Origin of the sequence: Pseudomonas sp. RV120224-01b (assembly GCF_003208145.1) — a bacterium.
Classification (GTDB): domain Bacteria; phylum Pseudomonadota; class Gammaproteobacteria; order Pseudomonadales; family Pseudomonadaceae; genus Aquipseudomonas; species Aquipseudomonas monteilii.
In genome coordinates this window covers 113,437-132,054 of record NZ_QKMQ01000019.1, presented here as the reverse complement: position 1 = coordinate 132,054, position 18,618 = coordinate 113,437, and the positions used below count along the sequence as shown (strand labels likewise).

Here is an 18,618-nt window from a genome sequence, read left to right as displayed (position 1 = left end):
GGGAGCGCGAGCATGAACAAGAAGACTCGCCCTGCTTACTTGGGGGTAGTACTGGGAGTGGCACTGATCGGCCTGGGCGTGGCGTATGAAAAGCTCTGGTGCGATCCCCGCGAGCTGTTGCAGGAAACGGCCGAACCGCAGGCCCCGCACCGGCTCATCCGGGATGGCGTAACCGTGGAGTTCGAGGCCCGGCCGCTGGCCGGGGGCGAGCTGAAGGAAGGCGGTTTCGCCAACATCCGCTTCAAACTCAGCGACCAGACCAGTGGCCAGCCGCTATCGGGTATGGCGCCGGGGGCGTGGATCGACCCGGCGCAGTCGGCCCCGGTGGGCGACCGTGACCAGAGCTGCAAGGCGCGGGTTGCGCTGTTTCTCAAGAGCAGTATCGGTGCCCGACCGCTGCTCGACCTGAACAGCTACTTCCTGTTGATGCTGAACAACGACGCCAGCCTGACGGTGATCGACCCCACCGTCTCGGTGGGCGGCGTGACCAGCACCATGGCGCGCATCGACCTGCCCGGGCGGCCCATGGACTGGGCGGCCACCAGCGACGACAAGCAGGTATTCGTGTCGATCCCCGAGCGCGGCAAGGTGGCGGTGATCGATACCGAGACCTTTACCCGCGTGGCCGACCTGGACGCTGGCGACCAGCCGTTGCGCGTGGCCCTGCAACCCGATCAGCACCGGCTGTGGGTGGGCAACAACAGCCGTGACCCGGCCAAGGGTGGGGTCACGGTGATCGACGTGCCGGGGCGCACCACCCTGAAAAGCTTCAACACCGGCACCGGGCACCACGAAATCGCCTTCAGCGCCGACTCGCGCTTTGCCTACGTCAGCAACCGTGACAGTGGCACCCTGAGCGTGATCGACATCCCGGAAATGCGCCTGGCCAAAACCATCAAGGTGGGCCCGCACCCGCTGTCGGTCAGCTATTCGGCGCTGTCCCAGGCGGTGTACGTGGTCGATGGCGAGGAAGGCAGCGTGCGGGTGTTCGATGCCCGCAGCCACCAGCTGCGCCATACGGTCAAGGCCGAGCAGGGCCTGGGGCCCATGCGCTTCAGCAGTGACGGCCGTTACGGCATCGTGCTCAACACCCTGGAAAACCAGGCGCTGGTGATCGACGCCAGTACCGACAAGCTGATCCACCACATCCCGGTGGCGGCCGAACCGTACCAGCTCACCTTCACCAAGGGCTATGCCTACGTGCGTGGCCTGGCTTCGCCGAAGGTGACCATGATCAACCTGTCCAGCCTCGGTGAGGGGCGCTCGCCCATTGTCCAGGGCTTCGAGGCCGGCCCGGCGGCGCCGCGCCAGGCCGGTGACCTGCCGCTGGCCCAGGGGTTGTCGGTATCGCGTGACGACAATTCGGTGTTCGTGGTCAACCCGGTGGACAACACCACCTACTTCTACGCCGAAGGCATGAACGCGCCGATGTCCGGTTACAACAACCGTGGCCACCAGGCCCGCGCCGCACTCGTCGTCGACCGCAGCCTGCGCGAGGTGGCGCCTGGGGTGTACGGCTCGACAGTGAAGCTGCCCGCCGCCGGCAAGTTCGACGTGGCCTTCCTGCTCAACCAGCCGCAAATCATCCACTGCTTCAGCACCGATGTGGCCGAAGCCCCCAATACCGGCAAGCGCAAGGGCGCGCATGCCGAGTTCATTGGCCTGGACCAGCCGATGTCGCAGCACAGCGCCATTAACGCGCGCGTGCGCATCGTCGGCGACGACGGCCAGCCACGCCTGGGCCTGAACGACCTGAGCTTGCGCTACTTCCTGGCGCCGTCGTCGATGCCGCGCAACCTGCAACTGCAGGAGGTGGGCGAGGGCGTGTACCAGGCGGCCCTGACCCTGCCCGAGGCTGGCGCTTGGTACCTGCATGTGCAGTCGCCTTCGCTGGGGCGCAAGTTTGCCGAAGAGAACTACACCAGCCTGCGCGTCCTGCCGGCTGCAGCGACCAACGCTTCCCAGACTGACGTGAGGAATGTGCGATGAACTCCCAGCATGGTTTCACACTGTTGGCCCTGAGCCTGGCACTGGCCAGCAACCTGGCCCTGGCCCACGCCGGACACGATCACAAAGGCCACGCCGAGCAGCCTCCGGCGGCGAGCCAGGAAAAGACCAGCGTGCGCTTTGCCGACGTTTCGCTGCTGAACCAGGACGGCATGCCGGTGCGGCTGGAGAGAGACCTGGTAGGTGATCATCTGGTCGTCATGGGTTTTATCTACACCAGCTGCACCACGGTGTGCCCGGTGGTGTCGTCGATCATGGGCAAGGTCCAGCAACAACTGGGTGGCCGGGTAGGCGAGGAAATCCACATGGTGTCGATCAGCGTGGACCCGCAGCGTGACGACGCCAAGCGCCTGCAAGATTACGCCAAGGCCTTCCAGAAGGGGCCAGGCTGGAGCTGGCTGACCGGCACCCCGTACGCCATCACCGAAACCCTCAAGGGCCTGGGCAGTTTCAGCGCCGACCTCAGTCAGCACCCGCCGCTGATTCTGGTCGGTGACGGGCGCAGCGGGCACTGGACGCGTTATTACGGCTTCACCGACCCGGCGGTACTGATCGAAGAAATCAACCGCCTCAGCGCCCGCCGGGTGCATGCCAAGAGCACGGCCATTGCCGACCATCACGAGGTGCAACCATGAGCACTGTCACTTCCCGCCGCGCTGGCATGCGCGCGTTTGACTGGCTGGTACTGGGCGGCTGCCTGTGGATCCTCGCCTCGGTGGCGTTCGCCCACGAGGGCCATGCGCCGCAAGCGCCAGCGCCACAGCCGGCGCCCCAGGCGATGACCAGCGGCGGCGGCACCCGCGATGCCCAGACCTGGTTCACCGACACCGTGCTGAAGGACCAGAACGGCCGCGAACTGCGCTTTTACAGCGATGTGCTCAAGGACAAGGTGGTGATGCTCAACGTGATCTTCACCCACTGCACCGACGCCTGCCCACTGATCACCCGCAAACTGCGTGAAGTGCGCGAAGCCATGGGGCCGCAGCTGGCCAGCCAGGTGACCTTCGTCTCGATCAGCAGCGACCCGCTCAACGATACCCCGCAGGCGCTCAAGGCGTTTGCCGAGAAACAGGGGGTGGATGGGCCGAACTGGTTGTTCCTGACCGGGGACAAGGCCAATGTCGACCTGGTGCTTGGGCGTATCGGCCAGTTTCTGCCAAGCCCCGAGCAGCATTCGACGCAGTTGATTGCCGGTGATGTGGCGGGCAAACGCTGGAGCAAGATCCGCCCGGATGCGCCAGCCATGGCCATTGCCCAGCGCATGCAGCTGCTGACCCAGCCACTGGCAGGCCGGTGAGCATCATGAACACCTGGGCGGCCTTGTGTTGGTGCTGCTGGCCTCATCGCCGGCAAGCCAGCTCCCACAGAGACTGCACCGCCCATGAAAGCAGCGCTATCCCTGTGGGAGCTGGCTTGCCGGCGATGAGGCCAGCACAGGCCAAAGGAGGCATCAGCTTAATACTGGTTCTGTTGATTGGTATGGTACATGGCACTTCGGTGCTTGCCCTGGACCTGACCGACCACGAGCAAGCCGGCAAACGCCTCTACCGCGAGGGCGTCTCCAGCAGTGACGCCCAACTGCAAGCCCGGGTTGGTGCCAGCGACATGACGGTGCCTGCCAGCGTGTTGCCCTGTGCCAGTTGCCACGGCAACGACGGCCGTGGCCGTGCCGAAGGTGGTGTACGCCCGCCCAGCCTCGACTGGCAACGCCTGGCACTTGGCCAAGGCACGCGCGAGGCCAACGGCCGCAGCTACCCGGCTTATACCGACAGCAGCCTGGCCCGGGCCATTCAGCATGGCGTGGACCCGGCCGGCAACCGCCTGGACCCAGCCATGCCACGCTTCGAGCTGACCCTGGCCGACCAGCGCAACCTCACCGCCTACCTCAAGCGCCTGGCCGAGGAACGAGACCCCGGTGTAGAGGAGGGCGTGCTGCGCCTGGGCACCTTGTTACCCGCGAACGGCCCGCTGGCGGAAGCTGGGCAGGTGGTACGTGCGGTGCTGGAAGACGGCGTGGCACAACTCAATCAGCAAGGTGGCATACACGGGCGGCGCCTGGAGCTGGTCGTGCTTGATCCGGGCTTCGACCCTGCCAGCGCCGAGCAAGCCTTGCAGCGGTTGCTGGAGCAGGAGCGCGTGTTCGCTTTGATCTCGCCCTTGGCACCCATGCTTGACCAACGCCTGGCAACCTTGCTGGCGCCACAGAATGTGCCCCTGATCGGCAGCACGCCACGTAGCGGCGGCAGTCCACAGATCTTCGACCCGCTGCCCGGCCTGCCCGTGCAATTGCTTAGCCTGGCCGCCCATGCCCGTGCTGCGCTGGGCATGGCCCCGGGCGAGCTACGTGTGGTGTATGCCGGCAACGAGCAGGCCGCATTGGCTGAACAGGTTCGCGAGCGCCTGCAGCAGCAAGGCTGGGCGCCCGCCATCCAGGCCTTCGACGGCCAGGCCGTGGACGGGCAGGGCATCGTCTTCCTTGGCCGTGCCCAGGCCTTTGCCGAATTGGCCGCCGCGTTGCAGGCGGCAGGCCGTCAGCCCTACCTGTTCGCCGCCTCCAGCCAGGTGGCCGGTGCGGTGGCGCGCTTGCCCGAGCAATGGTCGCAGCGGGTGTTCCTGGCCTATCCCTATGTGCCGGAAGACTGGACCGAGCAGGGGCTGGCGACCTTGGCCGGCCTGCAGCAGCGCCAGGGCCTCGACCCACGCCAGGCATCGTTGCAGGTCAACACCCTGTGCGCGCTACGGTTGCTGAGCGAAGCGCTGAAGCAGATAGGCCGTGACGCCAGTCGCGAGCAACTGATTGCCGCGTTGGAAGGCCTGCACGATGTGGCCACCGGCCTGACCCCGGCCTTGGGCTTTGGCCCAGGCCGCCGCCAGGGCATGGCGGGCGCCCATGTGGTGGCAGTGGCGCTACCAGGGCCGCGTTTTACCTCGGTTACCCCGTACCGGCCGGTGCCGGATACCCCTTGAGCGGAGGCTGCCATGCGTATCGTGTTGCTGTGCCTGCTGTTGGTGCTGGCCAAGGCGAGCTGGGCCGATGTGCCTGCGGCGCGGGTCAATGGCGTGGAAATCGGCGTGACGCGCCTGGAGCGTTACTTCAGCGAATACCTGAGCGCCCAGGGCCGCGCGCTGACCAGCATACGCAACCCGGGCCTGTACAAGCGCCTGCGCGATCAAGCGCTGGACGAGCTGATCGACAAGGAGCTGCTGTGGCAGGAAGCCCGGCGCCAAGGCATCGCCATCAGCGACGCGCAGGTGTCGGCGCATGTGGGCGAGGTCGAAGCGGCGTTCGGCAGCCCGGCAATTTTCGAGCGGCGTCTGGCGGAGGCGGGTTTCGATAGGGCACAGTACACTGAGTACACCCGGCAAGACATGGCGGCCCAGCAGGTGTATGCCCAGCTCAGTGCAGTCGACGCGCCGAGCCAGGCCGAAGTGGAGGCTTTCTATGCTGCCAACCGGGAAACACTGCAAGGAGCGCAGAACCAAAGTGATAACCCTTCGGTCATACGTGAACAGGGCCTGGTCTTGGCCAGGGCGGCGCTTATCGGCAAGCGAGAGGCCGATGCGCGCAGGTCTGTGCGCCAACGTTTGCGCGACGCCGCTAACGTGGAGGTGGCAGACTGAGGCCCCTGATGGCGTTTCCCCCAATGCTGGGGAATTAAGGTTTGGCAATGTGCCATCAGTTTCCCCGCTTGTGGGGAACCGGGCGGGTGTGCCTGCCCGGCGCGTTTCGGGTGTTGGCCGGCACCCTTGGCAAATCAGACACTTACAGCGGTGCAACATGACTATTCACGCCTGGCACGAAGCCTGCTCAAGCCTGTACAAGGGCGCACTTCGCAGACCGGGTAACCGGGCAGTACTTGGGAGTCGACCTTGGTGAACAGAGTATTGGTAGTCGATGACGAACAAACCCTTGCGCAAAACCTGCAAGCGTACCTGCAGGCGCAAGGCCTGGAAGTTCATGTTGCCCACGACGGTGCCAGTGGTATCGAACAGGCTGCAAGCCTGGCACCGCAAGTGATCGTGCTGGATTACCGCTTGCCCGATATGGAGGGTTTTCAGGTTCTGGAGGCCGTACGCAAGAACAGGCAGTGCCACTTCGTGCTGATCACCGCCCACCCCACTGTCGAAGTGCGTGAGCGGGCCGCCGAACTCGGTGTGAGCCATGTCCTGTTCAAGCCGTTCCCGTTGGTGGAACTGGCACGTGCGATCTTCGACCTGATGGGCATCGAGCGCCGGCGCAGGGCCACGGACAACCCGGCTGAAGGGTTCGTCGAACGACGCCAGAACAGGAACGAATCGTTCCCCCTGCAGTTGTACGATGGAAGCTGGGTGTTGGCCGACCGCCGCCGTAATGGCGCCAAGCCCCCAGGGCCCGACGACGATCAACTGCTCACAGGGGAATAGCGGCGCCCGCACTTCTGGCCGAGCCAGCCTGCGACGCGCCCCTGAGCGGAGTCGCAGGCCATGCCGCAAGCACTTGATGCAACAGTCTCAGCCTACTCCCGCGACCTGCTGGCCCAGGCCCGCCTGCAAGCCAGCGACGAGCGCCTGCTCAATTGCCTGGAACGCCTGGCCTGCGACAGCCCGGACACCTTCACCCGCCGCCTCGGCCTGACCCTGCACTACCCGGTGCTGGACAGCCACAGCCTGCTGGCCAGTACCCCGCGCTTCGACAAGGTGGCCCTGGCCCAGTGCCTGAAACGCGAATTCGTGCTGATCGAGCAGGGCGGCCAACTGCTGGGCGTGTTCGCCGACCCCTTCGACCCCGCCCGCCTGGCCTGGATCGACGATGTGCTGCAAGGCGCGCCACTTTACCTGGCCCACGCCGCCGAGCTGGCCACCTTCCTGGCCCGCCACGAAGAAAGCTTCCACGCCGTCGATGCCCTCGACCATGACGCCGAGGCCAGCAGCGAAGGCGACCCGCTGCAACGCCTGTCGCTGGCCAGCATCAGCGAAGACCAGAGCCGCGTGGTCAAGCTGGTCAACTCCACCCTGTACGACGCCCTCAAGCTGCACGCCAGTGACATCCACCTGGGCATGACCGGGCAGGGCCTGACCATCAAGTACCGCATCGACGGTGTGCTCAACGGTGCTGGCAAGGCCAGTGGCAGCGCGTTTGCCGACCAGGTGATCTCGCGCATCAAGGTCATGGCCGAACTGGACATCGGTGAAAAGCGCGTCCCCCAGGACGGCCGCTTCAAGGTCGCCGTGGGTGACCGGCAAATCGACTTCCGCGTATCGATCATGCCCAGCATCTTTGGCGAAGACGCCGTGCTGCGGGTGCTCGACAAGCAGGACTTGTCTGACCGGGTCAGCGGCGTGCAGTTGCAGGCCCTGGGTTTTGCCGACGAAACCCTGCGCGCCCTGCGCCGACTGGCCGCCGAACCCTACGGCATGATCCTGGTTACCGGCCCCACCGGCAGCGGCAAGACCACCACCCTGTACGCCATGATCAGCGAGATCAACCACGGCGTGGACAAGATCATCACCATCGAAGACCCGGTCGAGTACCAGTTGCCCGGCGTGCTGCAGATTCCGGTGAACGAGAAGAAGGGCCTGACCTTCGCCCGTGGCCTGCGCTCGATCCTGCGCCACGACCCGGACAAGATCCTGGTGGGTGAAATCCGCGACCCGGACACCGCGCAAATCGCCGTGCAGTCGGCACTCACCGGCCACCTGGTGTTCACCACCATCCACGCCAACAACGTGTTCGACGTGATTGGCCGCTTCAGCCAGATGCAGGTCGACCCCTACAGCTTCGTTTCTGCACTGAACGCGGTGCTGGCCCAGCGCCTGATCCGCCTGGCCTGCCCGCACTGCGCCACGCCCTGCGAACACGATGACGACACCCTGTATGGCTCGGGCCTGACCCGCGAGGGCGTGGCCGGCTGGAAGTTCGTCCGCGTGCAGGGCTGCGGCCAGTGCCGTGGCAGTGGCTACCGCGGCCGCAGCGCCATTGCCGAACTGCTGCACCTGGACGACGACCTGCGCCAGATGATCGTCGAGCGCCGCCCCCTGTCGCAAATCAAGACACTCGCCTGCCAGCGCGGCCTGCGCCTGCTGCGCGCCTCGGCCCTGGACCTGGTCCGTGATGGCCGCACCACCCTTGAGGAGATCAACCGTGTCACATTCATCTGATCGTTTCTGCGCCGTGCTCGGCGCCGAGGGTGTCGGCTTGGGTTGCTGGCACAAACACCAACACCAGTGGCTGGGCAGCCGCGAGTTCAGCTGCGACGCCGCCCAACCGGCCTGGGAAGCTGCCGTCGACGCACTGGCCGCGCTGCTGGCCGAGCATGCTGTACGTGGCGCCCAGTTGCGGGTGCTGCTGTCGGCCCGCTACAGCCGCTTCTGCCTGGTGCCCTGGAGTGATGCCATTGGCCACCCACGCGAGCTGGACGCTTATGCCCGGGCCTGCTTCGAAAACCTCTACGGGCAGCCGCTGGACGACTGGCGCATCGTGCTGTCGCCCGAGCCTGCCGGTGTCGCCCGTATCGCCACGGCACTGCCCGAAGCCCTGTTGCAACGCTTGCAGGGGCTGGGCCGGGAAAGCCGCCTGAGCCTGCGCTCGGTGCAGCCGTACCTGATGGCCGCCTACAACCGCTGCTCGTCACAGCTGGCGCAGGGTGACTTCCTGTTCGTGCTGGCCGAGCCGCGCCGTAGCGTGCTGCTGCTGGCTGCGGGTGGCGCCTGGCAGCAAGTGCTGGCGCAAGGTTGCGCCGACAGTGACCAGGCCCTGCAAGCGCTGATCGAGCGCACCTGCGAACTGTATGGCGAGCACCTGCCCCGGGTGTACCTGCATGCCCCAGGCCGGGGCGACGTGCCGCAACTGGCGGCGGTGCAGCTGTGCCAGCCGGCCAGCGAAGCCGACCCGTTGTGCGCCATGTGGCGGGCGGTGGCCTGACATGCGCCGCCTCGAACTGGAATTCCAACCCCGGCGCAGCGGCCCGTTGGCCTGGTCGCTGCTGGCCTTGGGCAGTGCCCTGGTCGCAGGCCTGGTATTGCTTCAGTACACCTTGCAGAACGAGCAGGTGGAGCTGGAAGACAGCGTGCACAGCCTGGAGCTGCAACTGGGCCGCCGTCCGGCCACTGCCGCCCCGCAAAGCACGGCCGCCAGCCGTGAGCAGGCCGAGCGCCTGGCGCAGATGCGCAGTGTGTCGCAGCAACTGCAACGCCCATGGCAGCAGTTGTTCAGCATGCTCGAAGCCATGCCGCAGGACGACGTGGCGTTGCTTGGCCTGACCCCGGACGCGCGCAAGGGCCAGGTACGCATCGCCGCCGAGGCACGCAACCTGGAAGCGATGCTGCAGTACCACCAGCGCCTGGAAGCCAGCGACGAGCTCAGCGATGTGTCGCTGCTCAACCACGAGGTGTTGGCCGCGCAGCCTGAGCACCCGGTGCGCTTCACCCTCACCGCCACCTGGGAGACCGGCCATGCGCGCCCTTGAGCTGAACAGCCTGATCCTCCAGGAGCGCCTGCGCCGCGTTGGCCCGGTTGGTCTGGCGGCGGTGGCGGTAGGCCTGCTGGCCGTGGGCGTGGTGTGCGCCGGGGTGCTGCCGCAGTGGCAGAGCGTGCGCGAGCTGCGTGCCACCGAGGCGGATGCCAGCGTACAGGTGGAGCGGGTCAAGCGTGGCGAGCTGAAAATCGCCGTCAAACCCGAGCAGCAGGCGCTCGACAGCCTGCGCCAGCAGCTGCCGGGCCAGCCCCAGGCCAGCGAACTGATCGAGCGCCTTTACCACCTGGCCAGTGCCGAGCACATCAGCCTGGCCCGTGGCGAGTATGCCCTGGGCGTCGACCCCAAGACCCAGCTGGCGCGCTACCAGATCGTGCTGCCGGTGCGTGGTAGCTACCCGCAGATTCGCGGCTTCCTCAAGGGCCTGCTCAAGCAACTGCCGACCCTGGTGCTGGAAGACCTCGAGCTGCAACGCAAACGCATCGGCGATAGCGAGCTGAATGCTCGCCTGCGCATGACCCTTTACCTGTCGAGGTCGTGATGAACACACAACGTGCAGTCATCTGGGCCGGCTTCCTCGGGGTGAGCGCGGCGTTGGCCTGGGCACCGGGGCACTGGTTTGGCCAGGACGACGGCGTCGCGGCCTTCGCGGGCTCGCCCGCTCCCACAGGTTCAGCGACACCCACAAATCCTGTGGGAGCGGGCGAGCCCGCGAAAGGGCCGGAACAGGCCTCCAGAGATTTGTTCCCCAAGCAGCAATGGACCAAACCCCAGGCCGTGGCCACCGTCACCGAACAACCCGTCGTCGCCGCGCCAGTCGTAGCCGCTGCGCCGACCGCCCCGGCGCTGCCGTTCCAGTTCATCGGCCGCATGGGTACCAACGACGACCTGCAAATCTTTTTGCAGAGCGGCGAAAAACTCTACGTCGTGCGCCAGGGCGACGTGATCGAAGACACCTACCGCCTCGATCGGGTATCGGCCGAAGAGCTGAGCCTGGTCTACCTGCCTTTGCATCAGTCGCAGACTTTGTCTGTAGGGAGCGCACCATGAAGTCGTCAAAGCTGTGCAAACCTGCCCCGTTCCTGCTGGTGGCGCTGTGCGTGGCCATTGCCGGCTGCGGCTCCAGTGCGGTTCGCAAGGACAGTGACCAGCTGATGAAAGAGGGCCAGTACGAAGCCGGGATCGCCCGGCTGGAAGAGGCCTTGCGCGACGACCCGCGCGATACCGAGCTGAACATCGCCCTGGCCCATAGCCGTCAGGCCGCTGTCGAGGCGCTGATCACCCAGGCCGATGCCGACCGTATCCGCCATGACTTCGCCAATGCCCGCATGGGCTACGGTCGGGTGCTGACCCTGGAGCCGAACAACCGCCGTGCCCAGGAAGGCATCCGCCAACTGGAGCTGATTCGCACCCTCGACGAGCGTGTTGCACTGGGCCAGGCCGCGCTGCGCCAGGGCGACCTGTTCGGCGCCGAGCGCTATATGCGCGAAGTGCTGCGCCTGGACCCGCAGAACCAGAAAGGCATGGCGCTGCGCAGCGACATCGAAAACGTCCAGGCGCGCACCGCGCAGCCCTACCCACAGCTGCGCAGCAAGCTGGAGCGGCCGGTCACCCTGGAGTTTCGCGATGCCAACCTGAAGACCATCTTCGAAGTGCTGTCCCAGGTTGCCGGCATCAACTTCATCTTCGACAAGGACATGCGCCCGGACATGAAGGCCACCATCTTCGTGCGCGAGGTGCGCATCGAGGACGCCGTGGCGCTGCTGCTGGAGCAGAACCAGCTGCGCCAGAAGATCGTCAACGATAACACCGTGATGGTGTACCCCGACTCGCCGCAGAAGACCAAGGACTACCAGGAACTGGTCATGCGCACCTTCTACCTCACCAGCATCGATGCCAACACCGCGCTGAACATGGTCAAGACCATGCTCAAGACCCGCGACGTGTTCGTTGACGAGCGCCTCAACACCCTGACCATGCGCGACACCCCGGACGCCGTGCGCATGGCCGAGAAGCTGCTGCAGTCGCAGGACCAGTCCAACCCCGAGGTGGTGCTGGAAGTGGAGGTGATGGAAGTGGCCACCTCGCGCATCCTCGACCTTGGCCTGCAATGGCCCAACACTTTCGGCGTGTTGAGCAACGACGGCAAGCCGGTAAGCGTGCTCGACCAGTTGCGTGGCATCGATTCCAGCCGCATCAGCATTGCGCCAGCACCGCAGGCCAAGATCAACGCCCAGGACAAGGACATCAACACCCTGGCCAGCCCGGTGATCCGCGTCAGCAACCGCGAGCAGGCACGTATTCACATCGGTCAGCGGGTACCGATCATCAGCGCCACCTCGGTGCCGTCCACTCAGGGCCCGGTGATCACCGAAAGCGTCACCTACCTGGACGTCGGTTTGAAGCTTGAAGTGCAGCCTACCGTGCACCTGAACAACGAGGTGGCGATCAAGGTGGCGCTGGAAGTGAGTAACGCCACCCCGCTGGAGGCCACCCGCCAGGGCACCATTCCGGTCCAGGTCGACACCCGCAACGCCCAGACCAGCCTGCGCCTGCACGATGGCGAAACCCAGGTGCTGGCCGGGCTTGTGCGCAACGACCACAACGCCAGCGGCAACAAGATTCCGGGGCTCGGCGATATTCCTGGCCTGGGCCGGCTGTTCGGCAGCAACAAGGACGACATGAGCAAAAGCGAACTGGTGCTGGCGATTACCCCGCGCATCGTGCGCAACCTGCCGTACCAGAGCCCGTCGGACATGGAGTTTTCCACCGGTACCGAGTCGGCCATGCAGGTACGCCAGATGGCACCGCTGTCACCCATGGACGTACCCGGCAATGCGCCGACCACCGACGCGCCGGTGGTGGACAGCCAGATGGCAGTCGCCCCGGTCAACGGGAGCCCTCGGCCATGAAAGCGCAGCGCCGCATGCAGGGCTTCAGCCTGATCGAGGTGGTGCTGACCCTGGCACTGCTCGGGCTGCTGGCCAGCATGGCCGCGCCGCTGACCGAAACCGTGGTGCGCCGCGGCAAGGAGCAGCAACTGCGTGAGGCGCTGTACCAGATTCGCGACGCCATCGACGCCTACAAGCGGGCTTTCGATGCCGGCTACATCGAGAAGCGCCTGGACGCCAGCGGTTACCCGCCAAACCTGCAGGTGCTGGTGGAGGGCGTGCGCGACGTGCGCAGTGCCAAGGGCGCGAAGTTCTACTTCCTGCGGCGCATCCCGCACGACCCGCTGGTGGCGGCCAAGGACAGGGACGAAGGCGGCTGGGGCCTGCGCGCTTACGACAGCAGCCCCGACAACCCGCGCGAAGGCGAAGACGTGTTCGACGTGTACTCAAAGGCCCGCGGCAAAGGCCTCAACAACATCCCTTACGGGCAATGGTGACAGCCATGAAACGCAGCAAAGGCTTCACCCTGATCGAGCTGTTGGTGGTGATGGCGATCATCGCCACGCTGCTGACCATCGCCATGCCGCGCTATTTCAACAGCCTGGAAAGCTCCCGCGAGGCCACCCTGCGCCAGAGCCTGTCGGTGCTGCGCGAGGCGCTGGACCACTACTACGGCGACACCGGCCATTACCCGGATTCGCTGGAGCAACTGGTGGAACAGCGCTACCTGCGCAACACCCCGGTCGACCCGATCACCGAGCGCAGCGACGCCTGGCAGTTGGTGCCACCGCCTGAAGGCGTGGCGGGCGGCGTGGCCGATATCAAGAGCGGTGCCACAGGGAGGGCGCGTGATGGCAGCCTCTTCGCTGAATGGTAAGGCCAACGGCGGCTTCACCTACCTGGGTGTGCTCTTGCTGATTGCAGTCAGCAGCGTGGCCTTGGCCGCCACCGGCACGATCTGGGCCAGCGCCGCCCAGCGCGACCGAGAACGCCAACTGCTGTGGGTGGGCAGCCAGTACGCCCAGGCCTTGCGCAGCTACTACCGTGCCTCGCCGGGCCTGGCCCAGTATCCGCAAGACCTGGCCGACCTGCTGCAGGACAACCGCTTTCCGCAGGCCAAACGGCACATTCGCAGGCTCTACCCCGACCCCATTACCAACAGCGACGAGTGGGGCCTGCTGCGCTCGATCGACGGCCGCATCACAGGTGTGCACAGCCGCTCGGACGCCACCCCGTTCAAGCGCAGTGGCTTCAGCGCCGAGTGGACCGGTTTCGAAGGGCTGGAACACTACAGCGACTGGCAGTTCGTCGCCGAGCAGGCCTTCAACGAAGGCGCCGACGGTGTGCAAACCCACAGCGGCCCGGGAGACACGCCATGAATACCCTGGCCGCACTCTGCCTGAGCATGCTGCTGGTGTTGGCCACGTCGGCCAAGGCCTCGAGCGAGGACGAGATGCAGGGCTTCATCGTCGACAACACCATCTCGCACATCGGCCACGACTTTTACTACTACTTCGCCGACCGCCTGCGGGCCACCAGCCGCCTGGATTTCAACCTGGTGGTACGCGAACGCCCGGATGCGCGCTGGGGCAGCCTGGTTACCGTGGAGTTCGAACGTGAGGTCATGTACCGCCGCTTCCTGCCCCCGAACACCACCGAGCTCAAAGACGAGGCCGTTGCAGCCGCCGACCTGGTCAAGCAGCAGATCATTCAACGCAAGCTGCAACGCCTGCTACAGGACACCACCGACTTGGAGAGGGACGAGCTATGAACCACCGCATACCCCGTTGCATTGCCGCCTGCCTGCTGGTCAGCGCCTGTGCTGCCCAGGCCACCGAGCTGGTGTACACCCCGGTCAACCCGGCCTTTGGCGGCAACCCGCTCAACGGCACCTGGCTGCTGAACAACGCCCAGGCGCAGAACGACTACGACGACCCCGACCTCAAGGACCGTGCCTCGGCCTTTACCGGCACCACGGCCCTGGAGCGCTTCAGCAACCAGCTGGAGTCGCGGATGTTGTCGCAGTTGCTGGACAACATCAGTAACGGCAGCACCGGCAGCATGGCGACCGATGCGTTTCTCATCGACGTCATCGACGATTCCGGGGCCTTGAGCATCAAGGTCACCGATCGCGCCACAGGAGAAATTTCGATCATTGAGGTCAGCGGCCTGAACCCCTGAGAGGGAAGGGCTTTTCTGTTGGGGAGAGAACACCATGAAACGTCTGCTGAGCACGCTGCTGATCCTCACCGCCCTGGGCCTGCAAAGTGGTTGCAGCCTGCGCGAACCCATGTCGGCCGAACAGGACTCGGAAACCCCGACCCTGACCCCGCGCGCCTCGACCTACTACGACCTGATCAACATGCCACGGCCCAAAGGCCGGTTGATGGCGGTGGTGTACGGCTTCCGCGACCAGACCGGGCAGTACAAACCCACCCCGGCCAGCTCGTTCTCCACCAGCGTCACCCAGGGTGCAGCCAGCATGCTGATGGACGCCCTGAGCGCCAGCGGCTGGTTCGTGGTGCTGGAGCGTGAAGGCCTGCAGAACCTGCTGACCGAGCGCAAGATCATCCGTGCTTCGCAGAAAAAACCGGATGTACCGGAAAACATCATGGGCGAGCTGCCACCGCTGCAGGCCGCCAACCTGATGCTGGAGGGCGGCATCATCGCCTACGACACCAACGTGCGCAGCGGCGGGGAGGGGGCGCGTTACCTGGGGATCGATATCTCCCGCGAGTACCGGGTGGACCAGGTGACCGTGAACCTGCGAGCGGTAGACGTGCGCACCGGGCAGGTGCTGGCCAACGTGATGACCAGCAAGACCATCTACTCGGTCGGGCGCAGTGCCGGGGTGTTCAAGTTCATCGAGTTCAAGAAGCTGCTGGAGGCTGAAGTGGGGTACACCACCAACGAACCGGCGCAGCTGTGCGTGCTGTCGGCAATCGAGTCAGCGGTAGGGCACTTGCTGGCGCAGGGGATTGAACGGCGGTTGTGGCAGGTGGCGGGGGATCCAGCGGATGGCAAGGCTACGGTGGACAAGTACTTGAGCCAGAATCAGCAGCCGTGATCGATCTTGAGGGCCTCTTCGCGGGCAAGCCCGCTCCCACAGGTACTGCGTAGCCTTTGAGATCACGCGGTCCCTGTGGGAGCGGGCTTGCCCGCGAAGAGGCCGGTGCAGTTGACAGAAGTATTACGACAAATGCCCTCAACTTGAAACCCTTCCTTGACCTCGGTAGTCTTTGCCCGCTGCTGTCAATCCAGCAGCCGGGTTTGGTCACCCGCAATCATCAAGGCGCACAAGCGCCCGCTCTGCGATACAGTTGGCGCTTTTTTGTGCCCGGCTGTTTCGTTTTATGGCGGCTGTGCGTGGGGCGCCTCCGTGCGCGCCGGTTTCCTTGATTCCCGGTTGACCAACCCGCGTACAGTCGCCACCCATTCGTTTGGTCACGTTGTGTGGCGGCTCCAGTGAATCAAGGAGCGACACAATGACAAAAGGCTTACCTGATCCTCCCGCACGCGCCACCACGGCGGCCTCCAGTTTCTCCACTTGTGAATGCAGCCATCCGCCGCTGTTTGCCGTGCGGTCAGGGGTGGACTACGAAGATGCGCTGGTGCACCTGTCCACGCTGCTCAAGGGGGCGTTTGCAACCAACCTCAAAGCGTTGGAGCTGGCCAAAGGAACCTGCCGGGATCTGCTGTTGAGCAATGACCATGGGCTGGATTCGGCCAAAGCGGTGGTGGAGGCGTTGCTGGATGGGGTGGAGAGGCAGCAACTTGCCCGGCAGAAGGGCGTGGCCGCAAGCTGAGTGATAGCCGACGGCAGTTGTGATTCGCCTTGAGGGCCTCTTCGCGGGTAAACCCGCTCCTACAGGTACTGCGTAGCCTTTGGGATCACGCTATCCCTGTAGGAGCGGGTTTACCCGCGAAGAGGCCGGTGCAGGCGACATACCTTTGACCTGACATTATTGATAGTTGCGCCTGTGTTGATGTTGATCAATTCTTTCGTAAAGGTTGGCTGACGATGGAGCAAACGATGTCTAGCTATTTTTACAAGGGGCAGCGACTAGCTACCAAGCTGACTGCTGGCAAGACCGGTAGTGTATTTGCTGGCGCTGAATTTGTGTTAGGGGAAATTGGTGAGAAAATGCAGCTGCTTCTGGCTGTGGATCGGCAAAACTCCATTATTAAGGTGCGGAACAGTCGATGCTATAGCCCTTATGGCTTTGATGAGGTTGCATCAAGAGAATCTATCCTTGGTTACAATGGTGAGCATCGGGACGTCATGTCTGGATACGATCTGCTTGGCAATGGAGTACGTGCCTACAGCTCGGTGCTGATGCGATTCTGTTCAGCTGATGTGCTAAGTCCATTTGGCGCGGGTGGGATCAATGCGTACACCTATTGTGAGGGCGATCCTATCAATTATCTGGACGCTGACGGGCGGATGAAAGTTCCAGTCAAGACTTCCGCTCCTGAATATAAAAAATCTTATGGTATAAGCCGGCAGTCACACGCTATCCAGGGGGATTCAAATTTACTGCCGCTATCCATTATGGAAAAGATGGTTAAAGCCGTAAAAAATGTCAAGCTTCGGCCTTCCTCTACGGTGGGTCCAGACAGCCAGATGAAGCGGGCAGTGCCCCATAAGTTTTGGAAGACGGTAAGTCAAGAAGTAGCCCGCTACCCAGATTTCGATCCTCAGAGTTACGCGGACAAAATGGTTGCGGCTGCGCGGGACAAAGGGGGAAAAAATTTAAGTAAAATACCAGATAGCATGGTGGTTAGTGCGTTGAGCCACTATGTTGAAAGGGGTGCCAGTAGCTTAAGCGCGTGGAGTGGGTTAAAAGAATTACACGCGCTAGAATTCATATCGCATGAAAGTGCACACTCTGCCCTCATGCAGCAAATTAATAGAGTGGTGCGCACCAATATTCCAGAAATGCCTGTCCTCACCCGTGAGTGAACTTAGGCTCTGTACGAAATCCCGAGAAACCCAATCGGCGCGCTTCGGAAGTTGGAATCCTGTAGGGGGGCGGCCACCTACGGAAAGGAATTCTGTGATGGCAAAGCGTTACGAACTCTCGGATAACGTTGGGTTGTGATCCCTGATAGAAATAGCAGGTATCGATAGCCATGTGCCAAAGTCCTGAGTCGACGCGACATGCGTAGTTTAAGGTGCTGACGCAGCATTGGAGAACTGGCAGATTTATCAGTGAGAATGCCGAAGATGAATGCGTTGGGGTACCGAGGCGTCTGGCGCTTGTGGGATCGAGCGGCGGTTGTGGCAGGTGGTGGGGGATCCAGCGGATGGCAAGGCGACCGTGGACAAGTACCTGAGCCAGAATCAGCAGCCGTGATTGACCTTGAGGGCCTCTTCGCGGGCACGCCCGCTCCCACAGGTACTACGTCGCCTTTGAGATCACGCTATCCCTGTAGGAGCGGGTTTACCCGCGAAGAGGCCGGTGCAGCCAACAGAAGTGTTACGGCGCATGCCTTCAGCTTGAAACCCTTCCCTGACCCCAGTAGTCTTTGCCCGCTGCTGTCAATCCAGCAGCCGGGTTTGGTCACCCGCAATCATCAAGGCGCACAAGCGCCCGCTCTGCGATACAGTTGGCGCTTTTTTGTGCCCGGCTGTTTCGTTTTATGGCGGCTGTGCGTGGGGCGCCTCCGTGCGCGCCGGTTTCCTTGATTCCCGGTTGACCAACCCGCGTACAGTCGCCACCCATTCGTTTGGTCACGTTGTGTGGCGGCTCCAGTGAATCAAGGAGCGACACAATGACAAAAGGCTTACCTGATCCTCCCGCACGCGCCACCACGGCGGCCTCCAGTTTCTCGACTTGTGAATGCAGCCATCCACCGTTGTTTGCCGTGCGTTCGGGGGTGGACTACGAAGATGCGCTGGTGCACCTGTCCACGCTGCTCAAGGGGGCGTTTGCAACCAACCTCAAGGCGTTGGAGCTGGCCAAGGGGACTTGCCGCGATCTGCTGTTGAGCAATGACCATGGGCTGGATTCGGCCAAAGCGGTGGTGGAAGCGTTGCTGGATGGGGTGGAGAGGCAGCAACTGGCCCGGCAGAAGGGCGTGGCCGCAAGCTGAGTGATAGCCGACGGCAGTTGTGATTTGCCTTGAGGGCCTCTTCGCGGGCACGCCCGCTCCCACAGGTACTGCGTAGCCTTTGGGATCACGCTATCCCTGTGGGAGCGGGCTTGCCCGCGAAGGGGCCGGTATAGGCTACGCAGCTGCCCACGGCGGCACTGTCCCTTTACGTT

At 64.0% G+C, this 18,618-nt stretch carries 21 protein-coding genes and 1 pseudogene; all 22 read left to right on the top strand.

What is annotated here, in order from left to right:
* The first annotated feature begins 12 nt into the window (after positions 1–12).
* The 22 genes and pseudogenes from N436_RS24135 (at position 13) to N436_RS24030 (ending at position 18,445) form a co-directional block, all read left to right on the top strand.
* The gene (locus N436_RS24135) at positions 13–1,989 is read left to right on the top strand and encodes a cytochrome D1 domain-containing protein (RefSeq protein WP_105947571.1); all 1,977 of its coding nucleotides are present in this window, start codon (positions 13–15) and stop codon (positions 1,987–1,989) included.
* Positions 1,986–2,642 carry an SCO family protein gene (locus tag N436_RS24130; protein WP_110742126.1) on the top strand — a complete coding sequence of 219 codons (657 nt, stop codon included), beginning with the start codon at positions 1,986–1,988 and terminating at the stop codon, positions 2,640–2,642. The genes N436_RS24135 and N436_RS24130 overlap by 4 nt, the downstream gene beginning before the upstream one ends.
* Positions 2,639–3,304 (top strand): SCO family protein, encoded by a 666-nt coding sequence (locus tag N436_RS24125; RefSeq protein WP_110742125.1) that lies wholly within the window; start codon positions 2,639–2,641, stop codon positions 3,302–3,304. Before N436_RS24130 ends, N436_RS24125 begins: the two co-directional genes overlap by 4 nt.
* A 182-nt stretch (positions 3,305–3,486) precedes the next feature.
* Positions 3,487–4,974, top strand: a complete 1,488-nt coding sequence (locus N436_RS24120; RefSeq protein ID WP_110742124.1) for an ABC transporter substrate-binding protein — start codon at positions 3,487–3,489, stop codon at positions 4,972–4,974.
* A gap of 12 nt (positions 4,975–4,986) precedes the next feature.
* On the top strand, positions 4,987–5,628 hold the full coding sequence (locus tag N436_RS24115; RefSeq protein ID WP_105947575.1) for a SurA N-terminal domain-containing protein: 642 nt from the start codon (positions 4,987–4,989) through the stop codon (positions 5,626–5,628).
* A gap of 249 nt (positions 5,629–5,877) precedes the next feature.
* Positions 5,878–6,411, top strand: coding sequence for a response regulator (locus N436_RS24110; protein WP_177410296.1), 534 nt, complete (start codon positions 5,878–5,880; stop codon positions 6,409–6,411).
* Between the two features lie 60 nt (positions 6,412–6,471).
* The gene (locus N436_RS24105; protein ID WP_105947576.1) at positions 6,472–8,145 is read left to right on the top strand and encodes a GspE/PulE family protein; all 1,674 of its coding nucleotides are present in this window, start codon (positions 6,472–6,474) and stop codon (positions 8,143–8,145) included.
* On the top strand, positions 8,129–8,908 hold the full coding sequence (locus N436_RS24100) for a hypothetical protein (protein WP_105947577.1): 780 nt from the start codon (positions 8,129–8,131) through the stop codon (positions 8,906–8,908). Before N436_RS24105 ends, N436_RS24100 begins: the two co-directional genes overlap by 17 nt.
* 1 nt (position 8,909) lies before the next feature.
* Positions 8,910–9,452, top strand: a complete 543-nt coding sequence (locus tag N436_RS24095; protein ID WP_110742123.1) for a pilus assembly protein — start codon at positions 8,910–8,912, stop codon at positions 9,450–9,452.
* Positions 9,439–9,999: a type 4a pilus biogenesis protein PilO gene (gene pilO / locus N436_RS24090; protein ID WP_105947579.1), complete on the top strand. Its 561-nt coding sequence runs from the start codon at positions 9,439–9,441 to the stop codon at positions 9,997–9,999. Before N436_RS24095 ends, pilO begins: the two co-directional genes overlap by 14 nt.
* Positions 9,999–10,508 (top strand): hypothetical protein, encoded by a 510-nt coding sequence (locus N436_RS24085; protein ID WP_110742122.1) that lies wholly within the window; start codon positions 9,999–10,001, stop codon positions 10,506–10,508. Before pilO ends, N436_RS24085 begins: the two co-directional genes overlap by 1 nt.
* Positions 10,505–12,370 carry a secretin N-terminal domain-containing protein gene (locus N436_RS24080; RefSeq protein WP_110742121.1) on the top strand — a complete coding sequence of 622 codons (1,866 nt, stop codon included), beginning with the start codon at positions 10,505–10,507 and terminating at the stop codon, positions 12,368–12,370. The genes N436_RS24085 and N436_RS24080 overlap by 4 nt, the downstream gene beginning before the upstream one ends.
* A complete protein-coding gene (locus N436_RS24075; RefSeq protein ID WP_105947582.1) occupies positions 12,367–12,846 on the top strand; it encodes a type II secretion system protein in 480 nt (159 codons plus the stop codon). The genes N436_RS24080 and N436_RS24075 overlap by 4 nt, the downstream gene beginning before the upstream one ends.
* A 5-nt stretch (positions 12,847–12,851) precedes the next feature.
* Complete coding sequence (locus N436_RS24070; RefSeq protein WP_110742120.1) at positions 12,852–13,226, top strand: type II secretion system protein; 375 nt, start codon at positions 12,852–12,854, stop codon at positions 13,224–13,226.
* Positions 13,201–13,728, top strand: coding sequence for a type II secretion system protein (locus N436_RS24065; RefSeq protein ID WP_105947583.1), 528 nt, complete (start codon positions 13,201–13,203; stop codon positions 13,726–13,728). Before N436_RS24070 ends, N436_RS24065 begins: the two co-directional genes overlap by 26 nt.
* On the top strand, positions 13,725–14,120 hold the full coding sequence (gene csgE / locus N436_RS24060) for a curli production assembly/transport protein CsgE (protein ID WP_019097062.1): 396 nt from the start codon (positions 13,725–13,727) through the stop codon (positions 14,118–14,120). Before N436_RS24065 ends, csgE begins: the two co-directional genes overlap by 4 nt.
* Complete coding sequence (locus N436_RS24055) at positions 14,117–14,530, top strand: curli assembly protein CsgF (protein WP_105947584.1); 414 nt, start codon at positions 14,117–14,119, stop codon at positions 14,528–14,530. The genes csgE and N436_RS24055 overlap by 4 nt, the downstream gene beginning before the upstream one ends.
* Positions 14,531–14,564: 34 nt before the next feature.
* Positions 14,565–15,416 (top strand): CsgG/HfaB family protein, encoded by an 852-nt coding sequence (locus N436_RS24050; protein WP_110742119.1) that lies wholly within the window; start codon positions 14,565–14,567, stop codon positions 15,414–15,416.
* Between the two features lie 502 nt (positions 15,417–15,918).
* Positions 15,919–16,155: a hypothetical protein gene (locus N436_RS24045; RefSeq protein ID WP_105947587.1), complete on the top strand. Its 237-nt coding sequence runs from the start codon at positions 15,919–15,921 to the stop codon at positions 16,153–16,155.
* 227 nt (positions 16,156–16,382) lie between these two features.
* Positions 16,383–17,312 carry an RHS repeat-associated core domain-containing protein gene (locus N436_RS24040; RefSeq protein WP_256590022.1) on the top strand — a complete coding sequence of 310 codons (930 nt, stop codon included), beginning with the start codon at positions 16,383–16,385 and terminating at the stop codon, positions 17,310–17,312.
* Between the two features lie 295 nt (positions 17,313–17,607).
* Positions 17,608–17,706 (top strand): annotated as a pseudogene (locus N436_RS28820) (curli production assembly/transport protein CsgG); the annotation flags it as partial.
* Between the two features lie 502 nt (positions 17,707–18,208).
* Positions 18,209–18,445: a hypothetical protein gene (locus N436_RS24030; protein ID WP_105947587.1), complete on the top strand. Its 237-nt coding sequence runs from the start codon at positions 18,209–18,211 to the stop codon at positions 18,443–18,445.
* The last annotated feature ends 173 nt before the right edge of the window (positions 18,446–18,618 follow it).

Excerpts from the sequence above, each read along its gene's own strand:
- N436_RS24135 (WP_105947571.1), top strand. The coding sequence starts at position 13 with ATGAACAAGAAGACTCGCCCTGCTTACTTGGGGGTAGTACTGGGAGTG.
- N436_RS24130 (WP_110742126.1), top strand. The coding sequence starts at position 1,986 with ATGAACTCCCAGCATGGTTTCACACTGTTGGCCCTGAGCCTGGCACTG.
- N436_RS24125 (WP_110742125.1), top strand. The coding sequence starts at position 2,639 with ATGAGCACTGTCACTTCCCGCCGCGCTGGCATGCGCGCGTTTGACTGG.
- N436_RS24120 (WP_110742124.1), top strand. The coding sequence starts at position 3,487 with ATGGTACATGGCACTTCGGTGCTTGCCCTGGACCTGACCGACCACGAG.
- N436_RS24115 (WP_105947575.1), top strand. The coding sequence starts at position 4,987 with ATGCGTATCGTGTTGCTGTGCCTGCTGTTGGTGCTGGCCAAGGCGAGC.
- N436_RS24105 (WP_105947576.1), top strand. The coding sequence starts at position 6,472 with ATGCCGCAAGCACTTGATGCAACAGTCTCAGCCTACTCCCGCGACCTG.
- N436_RS24095 (WP_110742123.1), top strand. The coding sequence starts at position 8,910 with ATGCGCCGCCTCGAACTGGAATTCCAACCCCGGCGCAGCGGCCCGTTG.
- pilO (WP_105947579.1), top strand. The coding sequence starts at position 9,439 with ATGCGCGCCCTTGAGCTGAACAGCCTGATCCTCCAGGAGCGCCTGCGC.
- N436_RS24085 (WP_110742122.1), top strand. The coding sequence starts at position 9,999 with ATGAACACACAACGTGCAGTCATCTGGGCCGGCTTCCTCGGGGTGAGC.
- N436_RS24080 (WP_110742121.1), top strand. The coding sequence starts at position 10,505 with ATGAAGTCGTCAAAGCTGTGCAAACCTGCCCCGTTCCTGCTGGTGGCG.
- N436_RS24075 (WP_105947582.1), top strand. The coding sequence starts at position 12,367 with ATGAAAGCGCAGCGCCGCATGCAGGGCTTCAGCCTGATCGAGGTGGTG.
- N436_RS24070 (WP_110742120.1), top strand. The coding sequence starts at position 12,852 with ATGAAACGCAGCAAAGGCTTCACCCTGATCGAGCTGTTGGTGGTGATG.
- N436_RS24065 (WP_105947583.1), top strand. The coding sequence starts at position 13,201 with ATGGCAGCCTCTTCGCTGAATGGTAAGGCCAACGGCGGCTTCACCTAC.
- csgE (WP_019097062.1), top strand. The coding sequence starts at position 13,725 with ATGAATACCCTGGCCGCACTCTGCCTGAGCATGCTGCTGGTGTTGGCC.
- N436_RS24055 (WP_105947584.1), top strand. The coding sequence starts at position 14,117 with ATGAACCACCGCATACCCCGTTGCATTGCCGCCTGCCTGCTGGTCAGC.
- N436_RS24050 (WP_110742119.1), top strand. The coding sequence starts at position 14,565 with ATGAAACGTCTGCTGAGCACGCTGCTGATCCTCACCGCCCTGGGCCTG.
- N436_RS24040 (WP_256590022.1), top strand. The coding sequence starts at position 16,383 with ATGTCTAGCTATTTTTACAAGGGGCAGCGACTAGCTACCAAGCTGACT.